Origin of the sequence: Aeromonas cavernicola (assembly GCF_002795305.1) — a bacterium.
Taxonomy (GTDB): Bacteria; Pseudomonadota; Gammaproteobacteria; order Enterobacterales; family Aeromonadaceae; genus Aeromonas; species Aeromonas cavernicola.
Genome location: NZ_PGGC01000003.1, coordinates 16,006 through 35,087, shown reverse-complemented (window position 1 = coordinate 35,087; position 19,082 = coordinate 16,006). Strand labels below are relative to the sequence as shown.

18 protein-coding genes and 1 pseudogene are annotated in these 19,082 nt (G+C 55.1%); 5 read left to right on the top strand and 14 right to left on the bottom strand.

Annotated features, from left to right (window positions below; translation table 11 throughout):
- The 5 genes and pseudogenes from CUC53_RS19010 to CUC53_RS00430 all read right to left on the bottom strand — a co-directional run.
- The coding region (locus tag CUC53_RS19010) for a hypothetical protein (RefSeq protein WP_476692201.1) at positions 1 to 399 on the bottom strand (399 nt) is incomplete at its 3' end.
- Positions 400 to 592: 193 nt separating this feature from the next.
- A pseudogene (locus CUC53_RS19090) lies at positions 593 to 712 on the bottom strand (IS256 family transposase); the annotation flags it as partial.
- A gap of 279 nt (positions 713 to 991) precedes the next feature.
- Complete coding sequence (locus CUC53_RS00440; RefSeq protein ID WP_100292335.1) at positions 992 to 2,632, bottom strand: methyl-accepting chemotaxis protein; 1,641 nt, start codon at positions 2,630 to 2,632, stop codon at positions 992 to 994.
- Positions 2,633 to 3,001: 369 nt separating this feature from the next.
- Positions 3,002 to 3,757 carry a uridine phosphorylase gene (gene udp, locus CUC53_RS00435; RefSeq protein ID WP_100292334.1) on the bottom strand — a complete coding sequence of 252 codons (756 nt, stop codon included), beginning with the start codon at positions 3,755 to 3,757 and terminating at the stop codon, positions 3,002 to 3,004.
- A gap of 430 nt (positions 3,758 to 4,187) precedes the next feature.
- Entirely contained in the window at positions 4,188 to 5,030 is an 843-nt protein-coding gene (locus CUC53_RS00430; protein ID WP_167386638.1) for a MurR/RpiR family transcriptional regulator, read from the bottom strand.
- Positions 5,031 to 5,194: 164 nt separating this feature from the next.
- Here CUC53_RS00430 and CUC53_RS00425 point away from each other — a divergent pair, with 164 nt between their 5' ends.
- The gene (locus tag CUC53_RS00425; protein WP_100292333.1) at positions 5,195 to 6,751 is read left to right on the top strand and encodes a PTS transporter subunit EIIC; all 1,557 of its coding nucleotides are present in this window, start codon (positions 5,195 to 5,197) and stop codon (positions 6,749 to 6,751) included.
- 8 nt (positions 6,752 to 6,759) lie between these two features.
- Positions 6,760 to 7,443, top strand: coding sequence for an N-acetylmannosamine-6-phosphate 2-epimerase (locus CUC53_RS00420; protein WP_201796696.1), 684 nt, complete (start codon positions 6,760 to 6,762; stop codon positions 7,441 to 7,443).
- A gap of 297 nt (positions 7,444 to 7,740) precedes the next feature.
- Here CUC53_RS00420 and yjbD read toward each other — a convergent pair whose 3' ends face one another.
- The 6 genes from yjbD to zntB all read right to left on the bottom strand — a co-directional run bounded on the left by yjbD (position 7,741) and on the right by zntB (position 11,521).
- The gene (gene yjbD / locus CUC53_RS00415; RefSeq protein ID WP_167386637.1) at positions 7,741 to 8,025 is read right to left on the bottom strand and encodes a DUF3811 domain-containing protein; all 285 of its coding nucleotides are present in this window, start codon (positions 8,023 to 8,025) and stop codon (positions 7,741 to 7,743) included.
- A gap of 268 nt (positions 8,026 to 8,293) precedes the next feature.
- Positions 8,294 to 9,040 (bottom strand): SDR family oxidoreductase, encoded by a 747-nt coding sequence (locus CUC53_RS00410; RefSeq protein WP_100292331.1) that lies wholly within the window; start codon positions 9,038 to 9,040, stop codon positions 8,294 to 8,296.
- 39 nt (positions 9,041 to 9,079) lie between these two features.
- The gene (locus tag CUC53_RS00405) at positions 9,080 to 9,325 is read right to left on the bottom strand and encodes a DUF3624 domain-containing protein (protein WP_100292330.1); all 246 of its coding nucleotides are present in this window, start codon (positions 9,323 to 9,325) and stop codon (positions 9,080 to 9,082) included.
- 18 nt (positions 9,326 to 9,343) lie between these two features.
- Positions 9,344 to 9,889: a GNAT family N-acetyltransferase gene (locus tag CUC53_RS00400; protein ID WP_100292329.1), complete on the bottom strand. Its 546-nt coding sequence runs from the start codon at positions 9,887 to 9,889 to the stop codon at positions 9,344 to 9,346.
- 143 nt (positions 9,890 to 10,032) lie between these two features.
- Positions 10,033 to 10,551, bottom strand: coding sequence for a mechanosensitive ion channel family protein (locus CUC53_RS00395; RefSeq protein WP_100292337.1), 519 nt, complete (start codon positions 10,549 to 10,551; stop codon positions 10,033 to 10,035).
- A gap of 7 nt (positions 10,552 to 10,558) precedes the next feature.
- On the bottom strand, positions 10,559 to 11,521 hold the full coding sequence (zntB, locus tag CUC53_RS00390; RefSeq protein WP_167386636.1) for a zinc transporter ZntB: 963 nt from the start codon (positions 11,519 to 11,521) through the stop codon (positions 10,559 to 10,561).
- A 132-nt stretch (positions 11,522 to 11,653) separates the two neighbouring features.
- Here zntB and CUC53_RS00385 point away from each other — a divergent pair, with 132 nt between their 5' ends.
- Together CUC53_RS00385 and dbpA are read left to right on the top strand one after the other, a co-directional pair.
- Positions 11,654 to 12,106, top strand: coding sequence for a YaiI/YqxD family protein (locus CUC53_RS00385; protein ID WP_100292327.1), 453 nt, complete (start codon positions 11,654 to 11,656; stop codon positions 12,104 to 12,106).
- Positions 12,107 to 12,347: 241 nt separating this feature from the next.
- A complete protein-coding gene (dbpA, locus tag CUC53_RS00380; protein WP_100292326.1) occupies positions 12,348 to 13,727 on the top strand; it encodes an ATP-dependent RNA helicase DbpA in 1,380 nt (459 codons plus the stop codon).
- 66 nt (positions 13,728 to 13,793) lie between these two features.
- Here the strand turns inward: dbpA and lpxL are convergent, their stop codons facing one another.
- Positions 13,794 to 14,717: an LpxL/LpxP family Kdo(2)-lipid IV(A) lauroyl/palmitoleoyl acyltransferase gene (gene lpxL, locus CUC53_RS00375; protein ID WP_100292325.1), complete on the bottom strand. Its 924-nt coding sequence runs from the start codon at positions 14,715 to 14,717 to the stop codon at positions 13,794 to 13,796.
- 201 nt (positions 14,718 to 14,918) lie between these two features.
- Between lpxL and hldE the strand changes: the two genes are divergently transcribed.
- Positions 14,919 to 16,346, top strand: coding sequence for a bifunctional D-glycero-beta-D-manno-heptose-7-phosphate kinase/D-glycero-beta-D-manno-heptose 1-phosphate adenylyltransferase HldE (gene hldE, locus CUC53_RS00370; RefSeq protein WP_100292324.1), 1,428 nt, complete (start codon positions 14,919 to 14,921; stop codon positions 16,344 to 16,346).
- 321 nt (positions 16,347 to 16,667) lie between these two features.
- On the opposite strand, the gene fbaA is transcribed toward hldE, so the two are convergent.
- A complete protein-coding gene (gene fbaA, locus CUC53_RS00365; RefSeq protein WP_100292323.1) occupies positions 16,668 to 17,747 on the bottom strand; it encodes a class II fructose-bisphosphate aldolase in 1,080 nt (359 codons plus the stop codon).
- 113 nt (positions 17,748 to 17,860) lie between these two features.
- A complete protein-coding gene (locus CUC53_RS00360; RefSeq protein ID WP_100292322.1) occupies positions 17,861 to 19,024 on the bottom strand; it encodes a phosphoglycerate kinase in 1,164 nt (387 codons plus the stop codon).
- Positions 19,025 to 19,082: the final 58 nt, after the last annotated feature.

Sequence of the window (19,082 nt, the reverse complement as noted above, 5' to 3'; positions counted from 1 at the left end):
GAAGATGCGCTGTACGGTGTTCTTGTTGAAGCCCAGCCGTGCCGCCACAGTTCGATAACCGAACGATGGATCCTCCTCGATTATGGCCTTGTTCGGCGTAACCAGATGCGCCTGAAGCTTGGGAGCTGCCTTGACGCTGCGGTAATACCAAGTGCGCCGTGGCAGGCTGAACCAACGACATATTTTACTAATGGAGACCTCGGTACCCTCGGCGCGTAATCCCTGCTGAACATCGGCGACTATCTGTCGTCCTCGCCGAGCAGGGAAGCCAACTTTTTTCTGGCGCGTAACTCCAGCATGGCTTCGCCATAGGCCTCTTGACGCTCTTTGAGTTTGTTCGCGGATATCAAATGGCTTGGCGCGCAGAGCGTTCTCCATGCCCTGTTTGGCGTCATTCACCCACGCCTCAATTTCAGAGGAAGCTAAATCGAAGGCGCGAGCCGCCTAGGAAACGGTGGTCTTGTCCTGGATGATGTCTATGAACAAAGCGGTCTTGCGCTTGGCGGTCCAACGTTTGATTTCTTCGTCCATCGTAATGCTCATGTCTGTGCTCTCCTCTCATGATGACCTGAGCAGGATTTCAGTGGGTCATTACAGCTACTTCAATCAATTGCTTGATAAGCGGAGTGAGGATACCGTCTTCATAAGTCAGATCTTTGCCGTCACACAGGGCTTGCCATGCGGCTTCCATGTCGAAGGATAGTTTGGTCATGTGTCATCTCTTTTGGTCGTAGTTTAATTAAATGACACAGAATGCTGAACGCTACTCGCTAACGCTCATCAAAAGTGTTTGGGATGATTAGACCACTACAGGTTGGTCAGGCAAAAAAACCGAAACCCTTTAACGGGTTTCGGATGATTAACAAGGTTGCAACGCGGTGGATTGCCCCTTTGCTGGCCTGCTTTACGGGTCAGGCCTTTGCTGGGTGGTAGGCCGACTGGGTGGCACGCGCTGCAAGCAGATGACGACCACTTATTGATTAGCGATTGATCAAATTTTAAAGCGGCGGACGATATCCTGAAGTTGTGCTGCGAGTTTATTCAACCCATTACAGGCCTCTGTCATTTGGGCTGCCCCCTCATTGACCTCTTCGGATGCTCGGCTGATGTTGACGACATTACGATTAAGCTCTTCGCTGACGACGCTTTGCTCTTCTGCCGCCGTTGCGATTTGAATATTCATCTCTGAGATGTGGCTGACCGAGCCACTGATTTGGGCTATGGATTCACCTGCGTCACGGGCAGTGACCACAGTATTGGTCATCAGCTCTTGGCTCTGCTGCATGGTGCTGCCGGCTTGTTCCGCACGTTGCTGTAGCTCTGCGATGATGTCATTAATCTGGGTAGTGGAGTCCTGAGTCCGTTTTGCTAATGTTCTTACTTCATCGGCAACTACCGCAAACCCACGCCCTTGCTCCCCTGCCCGAGCGGCTTCTATCGCTGCGTTGAGCGCCAGCAAGTTAGTTTGTTCGGCGATGCCTCTGATCACTTCCAGCACGACTCCGATATTGCGGCTGTCATTGCCCAATTGGCGGATCACTTCGGCGGTGCTTTCGATGGCAGTTGCCACTCTTTCAATACGACCAATGGCATCGTTGACCATTTTAACCCCCACCTCTGCGGTGCTGCTGGCTGAGGTGGCCGCTCCGGCGGCTTCACTGGTATTGCGCGAGACCTCTTGCACAGTGGCTTGCATTTCGTTCATCGCAGTGGCGAGCTGATTGAGTTCGTGCTGCTGGTTGTACATGTTGCTGGCCGATTCATGGGCAACGTTGCTGATATCCCCTGTCACCGAACCAAGCTGAACTAACGAACCCGACAATTCATGCACCAACATATGTAAGTTGGTTTGCATCTGTGCAAACCCTTTTGCCAAGTGGCCAAACTCGTCGTTATTAAACTCCTGCAGGTCGATGCTGGTGGTGAGATCCCCCGCAGAGACGCGGCGGGTAAACTCCAGTAATTTCATAGCGGGGATGCGGATCTGTTGGGTCAGTAGCCACGCCACAATTACCACGAAGACTAACGTCATGATACTGGCCAATAGGCTCATTAACTGATCACTTTTAAAATCCTCCTCGCTCTCCTGGGTCATTTGGTCGGCGACTTGGTTATTGATTTCACGCAGTTTATAAGCAGTTTCTCCCACTTCTTCTAGCGCAAAACGGGTATCATTTTTGCGCAAATCTTCGACCCGAGCGAGGTCACCGATTTCAAACGCCTTCATTAGGTCGTCATGGAGGGAAAAATAGCGAGCGCCTGCTTTAAGCAGCTGTTCATAAACCTGCTTATCTTCTTCATTACTAAAGCTGAGTGAGCCATATTTTTTTGCCGCCTCATCAAATGATTCTTTGGCCTTATCATACATAGCCTTGCGTTCACTCATTTCTTCACTGTCTTTGTTCATGCCTGCAATAATGACGGCCAGCTCGGAGCGGCGGGCATCCAGCACGGCAATGTGCATTTGGCCTGCATAGCGGGTGGAGCGCAGCAGGTTATCGGTAATGACTTCTGTGTGAGCATAAAACAGCGATAGCTGACTAATAAAGAACCAGGCCAAGCCCAAAATAAACAAGGCCAAGATAGCTAAACCAGTGCACAACTTCTGACTGATAGAGATGTTTTTAAACATGTGGGCGCTTCCTTAATAACGAGTGACTCACTATTTGCCGACTCCGGAAATGGTCATATAGAGCATAGTATGTGCTCGCACAACGAGCATTTATATTGACGAAGACTGTTCAATCGGGTATGTCGAACCCGTTAATCGGCTGGGATCGCCAGCGGCGCTACGATGGGGCAGATGTAGAGCAAAGAGTGGGCGCGAAAAAAGGGGAATCCGTGGCGCGGCGGCGTGGATGACGACGTAGCCTGTACGATAGACCGGATGAGCTGCTATTGCTGGATACGGTAGGGAGAGGGAACTGTCAGGAGGTAAAAAGATAAAGTGCGGGGCCGCTCGCTGCGACCCCTAAGGACTTAGCTGATGACCCCGTGCGAATCAGATCAGTTTGCGGGCAGCGCCCAGCACTATCTTGATGGCATCAGATTCGGTCTTGGCCATGGTCTCGGCGTTTGGGATTTCCTGCTGGGTGCGGTTGACGATAACGCCAGCCACCATACCGGCCCGTAGGCCCTGGCTGGTGCACATGGTCAGCAGGGTGGCAGATTCCATCTCATAGTTCAGCACGCCCATGGCTTGCCACTCTTTCATCGAGCCTTGGAAGCGGCTCACTACGCGACCGGATACGGTGTCGTAACGCTCCTGACCCGGATAGAAGGTATCGGAAGAGGCTGTCACACCGATGTGCAGCTTGGAGCCCATCTCTTTGGCAGTGTTAACCAGCGCAGTGGTGCAGTCGAAGTCGGCAACAGCTGGAAACTCCATCGGTGCAAAGTGCAGGCTGGCTCCGTCAAGGCGCACCGAGCCGGTCGTCACAATCACATCCCCGACGTTCAAGTGTGGTTGGATGGCGCCGGTAGTGCCGATACGCAGGAAGGTGTTGATGCCCAACTGGGCCAGTTCTTCCACCGCGATAGAGGTAGACGGGCCACCGATACCGGTGGAGCAGATGATCACGGCCTTGCCGTCCATCTCGCCGCGCCAAGTCGTAAATTCACGATGGCTGGCGAGGTGCACCGGGTTATCCAACAGCGCTGCGATACGCTGGACGCGCTCGGGGTCACCGGGGACGATCGCCAAGGTGGCGCCTTGCAGATCCGCTTTTTTTAAACCCAAGTGAAATACATCAGACATAGTGGACTCCTCGTTGCTCCCTGCCCCATGGTCAGGGTTCACATTAAGATAACGTGTTAGGTGTTGGCTCACCTTCCCCATGGTGGCCGCCCACAACCGCACTGGGTGGCCAGGGCCTGCATTTGGGAGTGCGGACTATGGTGGAAAGTGAGCCGTAATTCCTTGAAGCGCTTCACACTTTGATGGTTCTAGTTCGGCCGTAAAGTGGCAAAACGTTTTCTAAGTTAATGAATTTATTAAAAAACGTTTTCCATTGCCAAGCCACGTTGGTGGCTATCTGTGGGCGACAATTCCCGTTTGCATCTGGCATTGCCAAGCAGACAGCATCAGCGCATGTACTTCTTTATCCTGTGCCAAGGCCATTGTTGGCACGATAACGTTCAGCGTTTCAAGGCAAACATTGATTCGTTTCAATTGGTTAGCCTTTTTATTAAATCAGCCATGGCAGTGTCGCTTTGGCGCTGCTTGAGATGGCGGTAGCACGTTCTGGGTGATGTTCGAGGAGCTGCTGGATCAGTAATTCAATCACCAGCATGGCGCTAATTTTGGAGTGAAACGACCCTGCCGTCAGAGGCCCTTCTGGCTTGGCGGCCACCAGCAGTTGATCTGCCTGCGTGGCTAACGGGCTGCGGCTGGTATTACTCAGTACGATAATATGGGCGCCGCGCCCTTTGGCGAGCTTGACCGCATGGAGCAGATCTTTGGTCGAGCCTGAGCTAGAGACGGCAATAACCACATCGTTAGGCCCTAAGCTGGCCGCATTCATGGCGGCGCGGTGCATATCGCTAAACTGCTGGGCTGACATGCCCATCCGCAATAGCCGATAGCTGAGGTAATCACCAATGATGGCACTGGCAGCCACACCATAGATCTGGCATTGGCGGGCTGCCCCGAGCCTTGCGGCGCTTTGCTGCAAGGCGCTTTGATCCACCAAGGCGCCAGTATCACGCAAGGCGGCCACGCTCTCTTCTATCAGGGTGGTAAAGGCATGGGTTGCCAATGGTTCAGGCTGATTAGCTTGTTCTTGCTGGGTTTCCAGCGCTAATGCCATTTTAAATTCGCTATAGCCACGACAGCCAACGCCACGGCATAGCCGGGTGACGCTGGCTTCGCTAGTGCTACTCTCGCGGGCCAGTTCGGTGATGGTGAGATAGAGCACCCGTTGCGGCTGTGCCAAGACGAATTGGCCGAGCCGTTGCAACGTCTGGCTATAGGAGCTGAGGTGGTGACGCAACATCAATAGAACACGGGGGGCATCGTTGGACTGGTTCACCAGAGGGCTCCTTCGGGGCTAAGTAGGGGGCGAGATAGCGCCGATTTTACCGTGATTTGCCCTTTGGTTGTGAGAGCTGTCACAAGTTGATAATATTTTTCATTACATTGTCTCGTTGTTGGTAAAAATTACCAAAACAAAATTGACTCATGGAGATGATGGTCATGTCACAGCCAGAATCGGTGGGGAGTAGCCCACTTTTCGAACAGGCACAGCGGTTTGGTAAATCCTTTATGTTACCGATCGCCGTATTGCCTGCCGCTGGGTTACTGCTAGGGGTGGGGGGATCGCTGTCTAATCCTAATACCCTGCTTGCGTACCCCTTCCTCGATCTGCCTTGGTTGCAGGGATTGTTTATGCTGATGGCAGATGCGGGCGCCATCGTGTTTGCTAACTTGGCGGTGCTGTTTGCGGTGGGCGTTGCGGTGGGGCTGGCCCGTGCAGACAAAGGCACAGCGGGGTTATCAGCATTGTTGGCCTATCTGGTGATGAATGCCAGTATCAGCACCTTGTTAAAGCTATCGGGCAGCTTGGCCAGCACGAATTTGGGGGCGGCAGGGCAGGGGATGGCTCTGGGGATCCAGACGCTGGAAACGGGGGTATTCGGTGGTGTCGTGGTGGGGCTGATGAGCTACTGGTTACACAGCCGTTATAACAAAGTGCAGCTCCCCGCCTTTCTGGGCTTCTTTGGTGGATCACGGTTTGTGCCGATCATCTGTTCGCTCGCCGCCATCGTGCTTGGCTGCATCATGTATACGGTTTGGCCTCACTTTCAGCAGCTGATCTTTGGCATGGGCGGCTTGGTGGATGCCACCGGTTATCTTGGCACCTTTATTTATGGTTTTGTGTTACGCATGCTTGGCCCATTTGGGTTGCACCATATTTTCTATCTGCCATTTTGGACCACGGCGCTGGGGGGCAGTGAGCTGATTAATGGCCATCTGGTGGAAGGGACGCAGCGCATTTTCTTTGCTCAGTTAGCCGATCCCACCACGCTGCGGTTTTATGAAGGCACTGCCCGGTTTATGTCTGGTCGTTTTATCACCATGATGTTCGGCTTGATAGGGGCCTGTTTGGCCATCTATCACTGTGCACGCCCCGAGCATAAAAAGCGGGTAGCAGGGCTGTTACTCTCGGCCGCCTTGACCTCTTTCTTAACTGGGATCACCGAGCCTATCGAGTTCTCGTTTCTGTTTATTGCGCCCCCTCTTTATCTGTTGCACGCCATGTTTGACGGGCTGGCCTTTATGTTGGCGCACATGCTCAACATCACCATCGGCCAGACCTTTTCCGGTGGTTTTATCGACTTTATGTTGTTTGGTGTGCTGCAAGGGCAAGCCAAAACCAATTGGATGCTGGTCCCGCTAGTGGGGGTACCTTGGTTTTGTCTCTATTACCTGTCGTTCCGTTTTATGATCCGGCGTTTTAAGTTTAAAACCCCAGGGCGTGAGGATGAGCAGGAACAGACGACCAGTGCCTTGGGCGTTGAGCGAGCCAAGAGCATTGTCGAGGGACTGGGTGGCGCCAGTAATATCAAGGATGTGGATTGCTGTGCAACTCGACTGCGGGTATCTGTGCATGGCGCACAAGGGATTAGCGAATCACAGCTCAAACAGAGTGGGGCCTTGGCCGTGATTATCAAAGGCAATGGTGTGCAGGTGATTTATGGCCCGCACGTCACCATTATCAAGAATGAGATTGAGGAGTTATTGGGCGTATGAGCGGGACTATGTTGCACCAGATTAGCGGTAAATTAGTGGTCTCTTGCCAAGCACTGGAGGATGAGCCGCTCCACAGCGACTTCATTATGAGCCGGATGGCATTGGCGGCGGCGCGCGGAGGGGCTAGTGCCATTCGAGCTAATAGTGTGGTGGATATCAAGGCGATCAAGCAGCAGGTATCGTTACCAGTGATCGGGATACTGAAGCGCGATTATCCTGGTTCGAATGTCTATATCACTGCCACCTTACAAGAGGTGGATGAGCTAATGACCGCCGCACCGGAGATGATAGCCCTTGATGCCACCAGTCAGCCACGCCCTGATGGTCTGACCTTGGCTCAGATGGTTGCCACTATTCGGGAACGTTATCCCCAGCTGTTGCTGATGGCCGACATCGCCACCTTGGCCGATGCCACCTTGGCCCAGCAACTGGGGTTTGACTGTATAGGTACGACACTGCACGGCTACACCGCTGCGACCCAGGGGGACAAGCTTTACGATGACGATTTCGCTTTTTTACGCGCCGTCTTGGCCGCCGTCACCGTGCCTGTCATCGCAGAGGGGAACGTCAATACGCCAGAGATGGCCGCTCGTTGTCTGCAGTTGGGGGCACATGCCGTGGTGGTGGGAGGGGCGATTACTCGCCCACAACAGATCACGGAGCGATTTATCCAGGCCATACGGGCCGATTAACGTGGGGAGCGGTGCGAGCTAAGGGAGCGATGAACCGGATTGCACCTATCACCTACATCGCTCCTATTACCCAAGCCACAGGGCAGCGTGATAACTCACGCTGCCCTTATCTATTTACCTCATCCGCGTGGCGATGGCGCAGCGCCAAAAGATACGACTGAGCGACAGGGCATGTCTTATCGTCGCAAGTTGGCGTCGAGGCCACCTGCATGCACTCCCAGCGGCGGCATGGTGGTGGAGCTCATGACTCATGGCGATGGGGGAATGGAGGGCGGTAAATGCCGAGTCGGTAGGCGGTTAGCGTCGACCGCGAAATTTGTTACTGACCGACTCTGTCCAGCTAAAGGTTTCTGGGAGCACCTGATTTTTAGCGCGCTCTTTGGCCTTTTCTCGGGCGGCTTTCGAGGCAACTTTGGCGGCTTCTGCACGATCAGCTACCACTTGCAGGCGGCCCTCTTCACGGATCTTATTGCGTTCACCGTTAGTGAGCGGATGCTCTGCATTCGCCTGCGCTTTTTGCAGCAACAGGGTTATCTGGGCTTTTTCAGCTTCTGTCAGGTCTTTCATTTCAAGCTTTTTCATGGCATGGCTTCTGCTAAGTGGGGATGCTAGGCACCTTAACATACATAAGGGGCACACTTGGCATGCTATCGCGGCGCAGGCTCAACAAAGCGGCTAAAGAGGCATAGGGGGAGTGTGGTGCGGAGACCGGATATTGTGCTGATATCAGTTCATGGCAGCGATATAGCTCCCGTGTGAGGGAGCTAAACTTGACCATCCGCCACGTTGGTCCATTAGGTTGTAACAGGCAACAACAGGCAAGATTGCCGCTTGTCACACATCGACGGGGTTAACGGCGGCTGATTTGCAGGGGGCCGAATGTCTGGGCGACCGGCATGATCTCGATGCTATTGATATTGACATGCGCCGGTTGTTGGCAAATCCATAACACGGTATTGGCAATATCCTCCGGTTGAATCGCATCTACCCCTTGGTAAACCGTGGCGGCTTTGGCGTCGTCACCGTGAAAACGCACATTAGAGAACTCAGTCCCCCCGCACAGGCCGGGCTCTATATTGGTTACCCGAATTGCCGTGCCTGCCAGATCTGCCCGTAAGTTGAGGCTGAACTGTTTCACAAAGGCTTTGGTGGCACCGTAAATGTTGCCCCCCGGATAGCAATAGGTCCCCGCGATAGAACCCATATTGATGATCTGGCCGCAATTGCGCGCCACCATCCCAGGCAATAGCAAGCGGGTGAGCAGGGTGAGGCCGCTGATATTGGTGGCGATCATCTGCTCCCAATCATCAAGCTCTGCCTGATGGGCGGGCCCAAGGCCAAGGGCCAACCCCGCATTGTTGACCAGCAAGGTCACCGGCTGCCAGTGGTCAGGCAGGTTGGCAATTGCAGTTTGCGCCATTGCTTTGTCTTGGATGTCGAACACCAGTGGTAAGAAGTTATCCCCTAATTCACTGGCCAGTGCCGCCAAGCGGTCGGCACGCCGACCGGTCCCAATGACTCGATAACCGGCCTGTACTAAGGTGCGACAGATCGCCGTACCAAAACCAGACGATGCCCCTGTTACTATTGCAATCATCTACATCTCCGTTCTTTATTTTATTGAAATAATTCGAATTTATTCATCATCTAACTCACGCTCCGTGGTGCGTCGCCAGAGAAATACCAACAGATGGAGCATAAACAGGCCACTACCGGCTGCCGCAAACAGCAAACCAGTGAGTGCATTGACCGAGGTATCCGCGCCAGCAATCCACCACACCAGCCACCCTATTACTCCGATAAGCAGCGTCTGAGCCGCACAGACCGGACAGCGCCCCAGCTTGGCCTTGATCGCGGTGGCCAGACAGTTATCACAGCTCATGGTGATCCTCCTGATCTGTCACGCATTATCCCGCAGAGGGATCGCGTTAGCACTGGCATTGAGGTGGTGGCTGACCCCATCAAGGTGAGGCTGACGCCCAACAATATCATCCCTGCCCAAGCGTAATACCAGCCGTTGGCCATGTTGGCCATCGCCATAGTAATTCGTTAAATGCTGTTGAAATTGAAATCCTAACTGCTGATAGAGGGCCAGCGCCCCCTCATTGGTATTATCCACTTCGAGGCGGATCGCCCCCCAGTTTGCCTTGCGGGCGTCTTGAATCACTTGAGCTAACAAGCGGCGAGCCCAACCCTGCCGGCGGATGGTCCAGCGGATAGCCAGCGTTTGGATCACTAACCGATCCCACCCCTTGTGCTCCAACGCACAGAGATAGCCCATCAGTTGTTTGCGCTCATCAAGTACCAACAGGGTTCGCCCCTTGGCCTGAGCCAGTAAATAGCGCCAACGACGACGGCCAAAAGCGAGGTCAGGGGCAAAGCAGTAATGTTCGAGTCTAGCTATGGCGCCCAAATCATCGAGGCTAGCCTCACGGACAGTCAGCACGGGGAATCCTTATAGGGTTTTATCTATGTCCATCAATGTGTGGTGCAGCTCAGGGCCTCTGACCTCATGAGCGTGGCTAATGACGCTGTATTGTCAGGTAGATACCGTGCACTGTGTGGCACACGCCTTGCCGTGTCGCGTCATCATTCGGGCTGTAACAGTGGCGCCTCTTTACCCTCTAGCCGCCTCACCGGTTTTTGTAAGATCAAATTGGCGGGGTAGGTCACCAAGTCGCCGTCGTCGTCACGAACACGCACATAAAACAGGCCTATCTCAGTAATCACCCCCGTGACCGAATCATCCTTATCGAGGATGCGAATGCGATCCCCAATTCGATAGGGAAAGGCGAAAAAGATAGTGATGCTCGCGGTGATATTCGAGAGGATCGACCACTGAGCCACCATGGCGACACCCAGCACGGCAAAGAACGAGGAGGCCAGCACCACCAGTCGTGAGAAGTCGAGCCCCCACACGCCAGCCAAGATAAGCAGGCTGGCGCAGCCCTGGAGAAAGTGAAACACATGGGCGACATAGAGCACGCGATTATCACTGACCTGTTTGCTGCGAGCCAGTGCCAGCAAGCTTTTGCGGATCAGGCGCCGGATCAGGGTATGGCCAAGCAGTAATACCAAGGTAAAGCCGATAGATTGCCACATCGTGATCTGCTCCTTACCACCAACGTTGACGCTTGAGCCAGATAGCCAGCCCCATCGCCAACACGACCAAGGCCCCACAAAATAGCCAGAATGCAGCCGGGTTGTCGGCTCCTGGCATCCCGCCGAGGTTAATGCCAAACAGACCGGTCAAAAAACTGGCCGGTAAGAAAAGCAGCGCCATCACCGACATTTGGTAGGCGCGGCGGTTGGTCTCTTCTGCCATCAGGTTATTAATTTCATCCGCCAATACCGCGGTACGCGCCACCCCAGCATCCAGGTCATCCAACCAACGCCGCAGGCGCTCTGCAATATCATGCAGACGACGCCGATCATCCTCATCTAACCAGCTGACTTTTTCATTGGCCAGCCTTGCTACCAGATCCCGCTGCGGGTAGAGATAACGGCGCACCATGATGAGCTGTTTGCGGATCCTTGCTAATTGGCCATTGGCGGGCAGGTCACGCAGTAATACCTGCTCTTCTAAATCGAGGATCTGGTCGTGTAGCTCCTCGACAAACTCTCCAACCCGATCTGTTAAAGCATCACAGATTTCGACCAGCCAGTCGGCGATGCTATCGGCGCCAACGGTCATCAGCTGGTTAAACACATCTTGCTCTGACAGTAATGGTCGACGGCGGCTGCTGATGATGAGTTCGGGGGTGATAAAGATCCGTACCGCGACCATCTCTTCGGGGCGGTGCAAGCTGTTGTGGTTGATACCTCGCAGGATCAACAGCACTGTTTCCCCTACTCGGATCAGCTTAGGGCGGTTGCTTTGGCCAAGCAGTGACTCCTTGGCCACCTCATTGAGCAGCGGCGTTTGCAATAACCAGCGAGCCGCTTCTGGATTGCCATAATCCAGATGTAGCCAGCAGAGTTGGCTACTGGGCAGTTCACCGCCCGCCACCAGCGGCGTCATGCCATGTTGACCGCCCAAGGTCAGGCCATAAATCACCTCACTGGGTACCCGATCCATTTGCGTGTTCCTCTTGCACATAGTGGGGAGCTAGCTTACACCAAAGCGCGCGCTGACTCAGCCCACATAGGCGATGGCGGTTGTGTTAATATTCCCCCCTTGTTTCGCCCCCTGACCAGAGGAAACCATGTCATGTTTATCTGGGTTGATGCCGATGCCTGTCCGATTCCCGTTAAAGAGATCCTCTATCGGGCTGCTCACCGTGCCCAGATAGTGACAACATTGGTCGCCAATCAGGCACTGCGGGTGCCGCCTTCACCGTTTATCAAAACCCAGCAAGTGGCCAAAGGATTCGACGTAGCGGATCATGTGATTGCCCAGCAGGTACAGCCTGGTGATCTGGTGATCACGGGGGATATTCCTCTGGCCGCATGGGTCATTGATGCCGGTGGTGAAGCGCTCAATCCCCGTGGCGAGATCTATACCAGTGAGACCATCAAGGCGCGGCTTGGGATGCGCAATTTCATGGAAGAGCTGCGCTCCGCTGGGGTGCAAACGGGGGGGCCTGCTCCCTTTAACGCTGCGGATAAACAACGCTTTGCCAATGCGCTTGATAAATGGTTGCTCAAAGGCAAGCTGACCTGACAACACAACGAGCCCCTGTGCTTTACCAGATGGCGGAGTGATGGGGGCCCGCCAGCTTAGTTGGCACCTGATCAGCGTTGGCTAGCAGGCACTGGACGGCGCAATCCTAACATCTGGACCTGATGCGTTCATATTTGCACCACTTCAGCGGTCCCTTCTGCTACAATGCGCCCCCTTGCGCGCCGCGCAGCCCGTTTTCCCGACATCTTTTTCCGATATTTTTCCGACATAGAGCCCTTTTGTGAACAACAGCGAATTTAGTAGCCTCAATCTATCCCCCGCCCTGCAAGAGAACCTCGCTAGCCTAGGTTACCTGCAGATGACCCCGATCCAAGCCCAGAGCCTGCCCCTGGTGCTCGATGGTAAAGACCTGATCGCCAAGGCAAAAACCGGCAGCGGCAAGACCGCCGCCTTTGGCCTTGGTCTGCTGGCCAAGCTCAACGTCAACCGCCTCGAAGTGCAGGCGCTGGTGCTCTGCCCGACCCGTGAACTGGCGGATCAGGTGGCCCAGGAGATCCGCCGTTTGGCGCGTGCCCTGCCCAACGTCAAGCTGGTGACCTTGTGCGGCGGCACCCCGACCGCACCGCAGTCGGCCACTCTGAGCTTTGGTGCCCACATCGCCGTTGGCACCCCGGGCCGCATTCTCAAGCATCTGGAGCAAGGTACGCTGGAACTCTCCGGCCTCAAGACGCTGGTGCTGGACGAAGCGGATCGCATGCTGGACATGGGCTTTGGCGAAGATATCAACCGGGTCATCAGCTATGCCCCCCAGCAGCGCCAGACCCTGCTGTTCTCCGCGACCTATCCGGAAGGGATCGCCCAGATGAGCCGCGGCGTGCAGCGCAATCCGGTCGAGGTGAGCGTGGAGTCCCTGCACGAGGGGAGCGCCATCGAACAGAAGCTTTACGAAGTGCCTGCCGGTCAGCGCCTCGACGCCCTCACCTGGCTGCTGAGCCACTACCAGCCAAGCTCTTGCGTGGTGTTCTGCAACACCAAGCGCGCCTGTAACGATGTGGCCGACCATCTGGCCGCCAAGGGCTTCTCGGCGCTGGCGCTGAACGGCGATCTGGAACAGCGGGAGCGGGATCAGGTGCTGGTGCGCTTTGCCAACGGCAGCGCCACCATTCTGGTGGCCACCGATGTGGCGGCCCGTGGTCTCGACATCAAGGAGCTGGGCGCCGTCATCAACTATGAACTGACTTATGATCCGGAAGTCCACGTGCACCGCATCGGTCGTACCGGCCGCGCCGGCCAGCAGGGCCTAGCCCTGAGCCTCTATCAGCCCAGCGAAGCCCAGCGCGTCAACTTTATCGAAGAGTACCAGCAGGCTCCGATGCCGCAGGGTGATCTCGACAGCATCGGTCGCGATATCAAGCCGATCGCCCCGCAGATGGTGACCCTCTCCATCGATGCAGGCCGCAAGACCAAGGTGCGGGCCGGTGACATTCTGGGCGCCCTGACCGGTGAAGGCGGCATTGCTGGAAGCGACGTGGGCAAGATCCAGATCTCCGAGCAGTACTCCTACGTCGCGGTCAAGCGCAGCGTGGCGAGCGCCGCCCTCAAGCGGCTGCAGGAAGGCAAGATCAAGGGGCGCAGCTACCGCGCCCGCAAACTGGGCTAAACGAAACGAGTCACCGTTAAACCGCGATGTTCCCTGAGGATGGGGCATCGCGGTTGGGATGAGTAGTTAGTAAACGCTGGCGTCTTCGGGGGAGGGGCGAGTCTTGAAGCGGCGATGCAGCCACATGTACTGCTCGGGCGCTTTGCGGACCGCCGCTTCTATCTCTTGATTCGCCCGAGTGGCATCTAGCACGTCATCCCCTTGCGGATAATTGGCCAAAGGGGCGCCAATGTGCAGGGTGTAACCCTCTTTGGTGCGGATGTTATAACAAGGTAGCGTGACCGTATTTTTTACCCTTGCCAAGGTTGCGGTGCCGGTGACAGTAGCCGCTTGTGCGACCGCAAAGTAGGGAACAAAGACACTCGCGCGGGCACCGTAATCATGATCCGGCGCGTACCACAACGCATCACCTTGGCGCAGTGCTTTGATCATCCCCTTCACATCGTTACGGTTCACTAAATATTTATTAGACATGCAGCGGCCGTGGTACTGGGCATACTCCAGCACTGGGTTGGTATTGGGGCGATAAACGCCGACGCCGGGACAGACTAAACCAAAACAGCGCGCATTGAGCTCTAATGTCAGAAAGTGGCAGGAGAGCAGTAACATCCCTTGCCCCTTTACGATGGCCGCCCTCACGTGCTCTTCACCTTCGACTTTCATCAGGTTGCGGACTCGCCAGTCGGGCCAAAACCAAGCAATACCGACCTCAAAGATGGCGCACCCGACGCTCTCAAAATTGCGTGTTAACAGCAGCTCGCGCTCCGCCACACTGAGCTCGGGCATGGCTAACTCCAGATTACGGCGAGCGATCTTGACCCGCGAGGCCAGCACCTTGGTGGCGAGATGGCCAAGCTGGCAACCAAGCCACATCTGACTGCGCCATGGCAATAAGGTCAGGAGCCACAGGGTGCCAAGCCCTAGCCAACTGGCCCAGTAACGAGGGTGAAATAGGCGCGGCTCGAGCCGAGGAGCATTGTCATTGGCCATGGGAAATCTCTTGTTCATCAATACAATCGGGCGATTCTAGCCGAAAAGAGGCGGGGAGGGTGAATAGTGGCGCACAGGTCAGAGCGGGATTGCGTTAGTTAGACCGCTGCGTTGGCACGCTCAGTCGGCTTTTTCTCCACCTGCTAAAAGAGTGTGATAAAATCACGCACTGATTTTTTCAGGTTTTGAGAGTCGATACAGATGAAAATCACCCTGCCCGAGTTTGCAAAAGCCCGCGTTCTGGTCGTTGGCGACGTGATGTTGGATCGCTATTGGCATGGCCCAACCGGCCGAATTTCTCCCGAGGCCCCCGTACCTGTGGTCAAGGTTGAGCACATAGAGGAGCGTCCTGGTGGCGCGGCCAACGTGGCGCTTAACTCGGCCGCCCTCGGCGCTCGCGCCGTCTTGCTGGGTCTAACAGGTCAGGATGAAGCTGCTGATGCGCTGGCTGCTCAGATGGCGGGCGTCAAGGTCGAGTGTGATTTTGTGCGGCTGGCTGATTACCCAACGATCACTAAGCTGCGGGTGTTATCACGTAACCAGCAACTGCTACGGCTCGATTTTGAAGAGGGCTTTCACGATGTGGATGCGGCCTTGCTGATGAGCAAGGTTGAACAAGCCTTACCGCTGTCTGATGTCATGATTTTGTCTGATTATGGCAAGGGTGCCCTCAATGATGTGCCAGGTATGATTAAACTGGCCCGTGCCGCCAATATTCCGGTTCTGGTTGATCCCAAAGGAACCCACTTTGAGAAGTATCGTGGTGCAACGCTACTGACCCCCAACATGTCAGAGTTTGAAGCTGTGGTGGGTAAGGTCAAAAGTGAAGAGGATCTAGTGGCTAAAGGGTTGGAGCTGGTCAAGCACTTCGAACTCGACGCGCTGCTGGTGACCCGCTCTGAAAATGGTATGACCCTGATCCGTACCGGCCAAGCGGTGTTGCATCTGCCAGCTCAAGCCCATGAAGTTTATGATGTCACTGGGGCAGGGGATACCGTTATTTCTACCTTAGCCACGTCGCTCGCTGCCGGTAAAAGTTTGGATGATGCGTGCGCCCTGGCGAATACCGCTGCGGGCATCGTCGTGGGCAAGCTGGGTACATCGACGGTGAGCCCTGTTGAGTTAGCCAACGCGCTCTATACCGAGCAAGAGAGTGGTTTTGGGATGGTCTCTGAAGCCCAACTAAAAATCGCCGTTCAGGCCGCCCGCCTGCGGGGTGAGAAGGTAGTGATGACCAATGGGTGTTTCGATATTTTGCACGCCGGTCACGTCTCCTATTTAGCCAATGCGGGCAAGTTAGGCGATCGCCTGATTGTGGCAGTCAATACCGATGAGTCGGTCCGTCGTCTTAAGGGGCCCGGCCGTCCCGTCAATCCGACCGAGCGGAGGATGGCGGTGCTCGCGGCGCTGGGGGCCGTCGATTGGGTTGTGCCATTTGCTGAAGATACTCCTCAGCGGCTGATAGCTGAAATTTTGCCAGATCTCTTGGTTAAGGGGGGAGACTATAAACCAGAGGATATTGCAGGTTATGCAGAGGTCACCGCGAACGGTGGTGAGGTTCGTGTGCTTAATTTTGAAGATGGCTGTTCCACGACCGATATCATCAACACCATTCGTGAACGTGGCTAGCGTACAGTGTGCCCCTTTCGCAGGGGCGCAACTTATGACGCGTGCTAGCTTATCCATTCGATCTTCTTCGTACTGGCTATTGCCTTAATAGTGACCATTAGCACGGAGCATTAGTCGTGACTATTGCTGCGTTATCACATCGGGGATTGCAGCGCTGTTTTCCTCTCGATCGAAGGTAGCGTTTTTGTGACGTCGTTGGTGTGAACTGAGCAACTCATGGCGGCGTCAGCGCCCCTTTTTGAATTGAACCGCATAAAAACCCCTCTTATCAAAGAGGGGTTACTTGTCCAGGATGGGCTAAACGCCCCACCTTACATCATCTTACAGTACGTCGATGGCGTTCAGATCGGAGAATGCTTGCTCCAGACGCTTGATCATGGAAGTCTGACCTTCACGCAGCCATACGCGCGGATCGTAGAACTTCTTGTTCGGCTTATCGGCACCTTCTGGGTTGCCCAGCTGGCCTTGCAGGTAAGCTTCGTTCTTCTTGTAGAAATGCAGCAGACCTTCCCAGGTTGCCCACTGGGTGTCGGTGTCGATGTTCATCTTCACTACGCCGTAGGAGATGGACTCGCGGATCTCTTCCAGAGTGGAACCTGAACCACCGTGGAATACGAAGTCCAGAGACTTGGCAGGGATGCCGAACTTCTCGGAAACGTACTTCTGGGAAGCGTCCAGGATGGACGGGGTCAGCTTGACGTTACCCGGCTTGTATACACCGTGTACGTTGCCGAAGGAGGCAGCGATGGTGAAACGCGGGCTGATCTTGGACAGACGCTCGTAAGCGTAAGCCACATCTTCCGGCTGGGTGTACAGAGCGGACTGATCCATGTGGCTGTTGTCGACGCCGTCTTCTTCGCCACCGGTGCAACCCAGTTCCAGCTCCAGCGTCATGTTCATCTTGGCCATGCGGGTCAGGTACTCGCAGCAGATGTCGATGTTCTCTTCCAGAGACTCTTCGGACAGATCCAGCATGTGGGAGGAGAACAGCGGCTTGCCGGTTTGTGCAAAGTGCTTCTCGCCTGCTTCCAGCAGACCGTCGATCCACGGCAGCAGCTTCTTGGCAGCGTGGTCGGTGTGCAGGATGACTGGCACGCCGTAGGCTTCGGCAACAGCATGAACGTGCTTGGCACCGGAGATGGCACCCAAAATGGCAGCTTTCTGACCTTCTAGCTTCAGACCTTTACCGGCAGTAAACACGGCACCACCGTTGGAGAACTGAACGATAACCGGCGCTTTAACCTTGGTGGCAGCTTCCAGTACGGCGTTCACGGAGTCGGTACCCACGCAGTTGACGGCTGGCAGAGCAAAGCCGTTCTCTTTCGCGATGGCGAATACTTTCTGAACGTCATCACCAGTGATCACGCCGGGTTTTACGAAGTCGAAAATTTTCTTAGACATGGTTCATCGTCCTATTCGTATGCCGTTAATAAAAAGGGAGGGTTCATCATGAATTGGCACAGCGGCCACATAATAAATGAAACGGGAGGCATTTGCCCCCCGTTCCGGGTCAATTAGGCTTTAGCGCGCTGTTCCAGAATCTCAACAGCGGGCAGAACCTTGCCTTCTACGAACTCCAAGAAGGCGCCGCCGCCAGTGGAGATGTAGGAGACTTTGTCAGCGATGCCGAACTTGTCGATGGCAGCCAGGGTGTCGCCACCGCCAGCGATGGAGAAGGCCGGAGAAGCAGCGATGGCTTCAGCGATAACCTTGGTGCCTTCAGCAAACTGGTCGAACTCGAATACACCGACCGGGCCGTTCCACAGGATGGTCTTGGCGTTCATGATGATGTCAGCCAGGGCCTTGGCAGAATCCGGGCCGATGTCGAAGATCATGTCGCCGTCGGTCACGTCAGAGACGGACTTGATGATCGCCGGAGTGGACTCGGAGAACTCGGCACCTACCACCACGTCGGTGGTCACAGGAATGTTGGTCTCGGCAGCCAGTTTCTTGGCCGTGTCGATCAGGTCGTGCTCGCACAGGGACTTGCCGACGTTGTGACCGGCAGCAGCGATGAAGGTGTTGGCGATGCCACCACCGACCACCAGCTGGTCAGCGATCTTGGAGAGGGATTCCAGTACGGTTAGCTTGGTGGAGACCTTGGAGCCGCCAACGATGGCAACCATCGGGCGCTCGGGCTTCAGCATGGCTTTGCCCAGGGCTTCCAGTTCACCAGCCAGCAGCGGACCGGCACAAGCAACCGGTGCGAACTGAGCCACACCGTAGGTAGAACCTTCGGCGCGGTGAGCAGTACCGAACGCATCCATTACAAAGACGTCACACAGAGCGGCGTATTTTTTGGCCAGATCGATGGTGTTCTTCTTCTCGCCTTTGTTGAAACGGCAGTTTTCCAGTACAACCAGCTCACCGGCAGCGACGTCTACGCCATCCAGGTAATCCTTGGCCAGGGTCACCTTGCAGGACAGAGCGTCTTTCAGATAGTTGACAACCGGAGCCAGGGAGAATTCTTCGTTGTATTCACCCTCGGTCGGACGACCCAGGTGGGAGGTGATCATCAGCTTGGCGCCCTTTTCCAGAGCCAGCTTGATGGTCGGCAGAGTCGCTTTGATCCGTGCATCGGAGGTGACCTTGCCGTCTTTTACCGGTACGTTCAGGTCAGCACGGATCAGAACGCGTTTACCCGCCAGATCCAAGTCAGTCATCTTGATAACAGACATATTCAGTCCTCTATGATTTTCCAGGTAATGTTAAAAACAGTAACCTTATCCCCAAGGC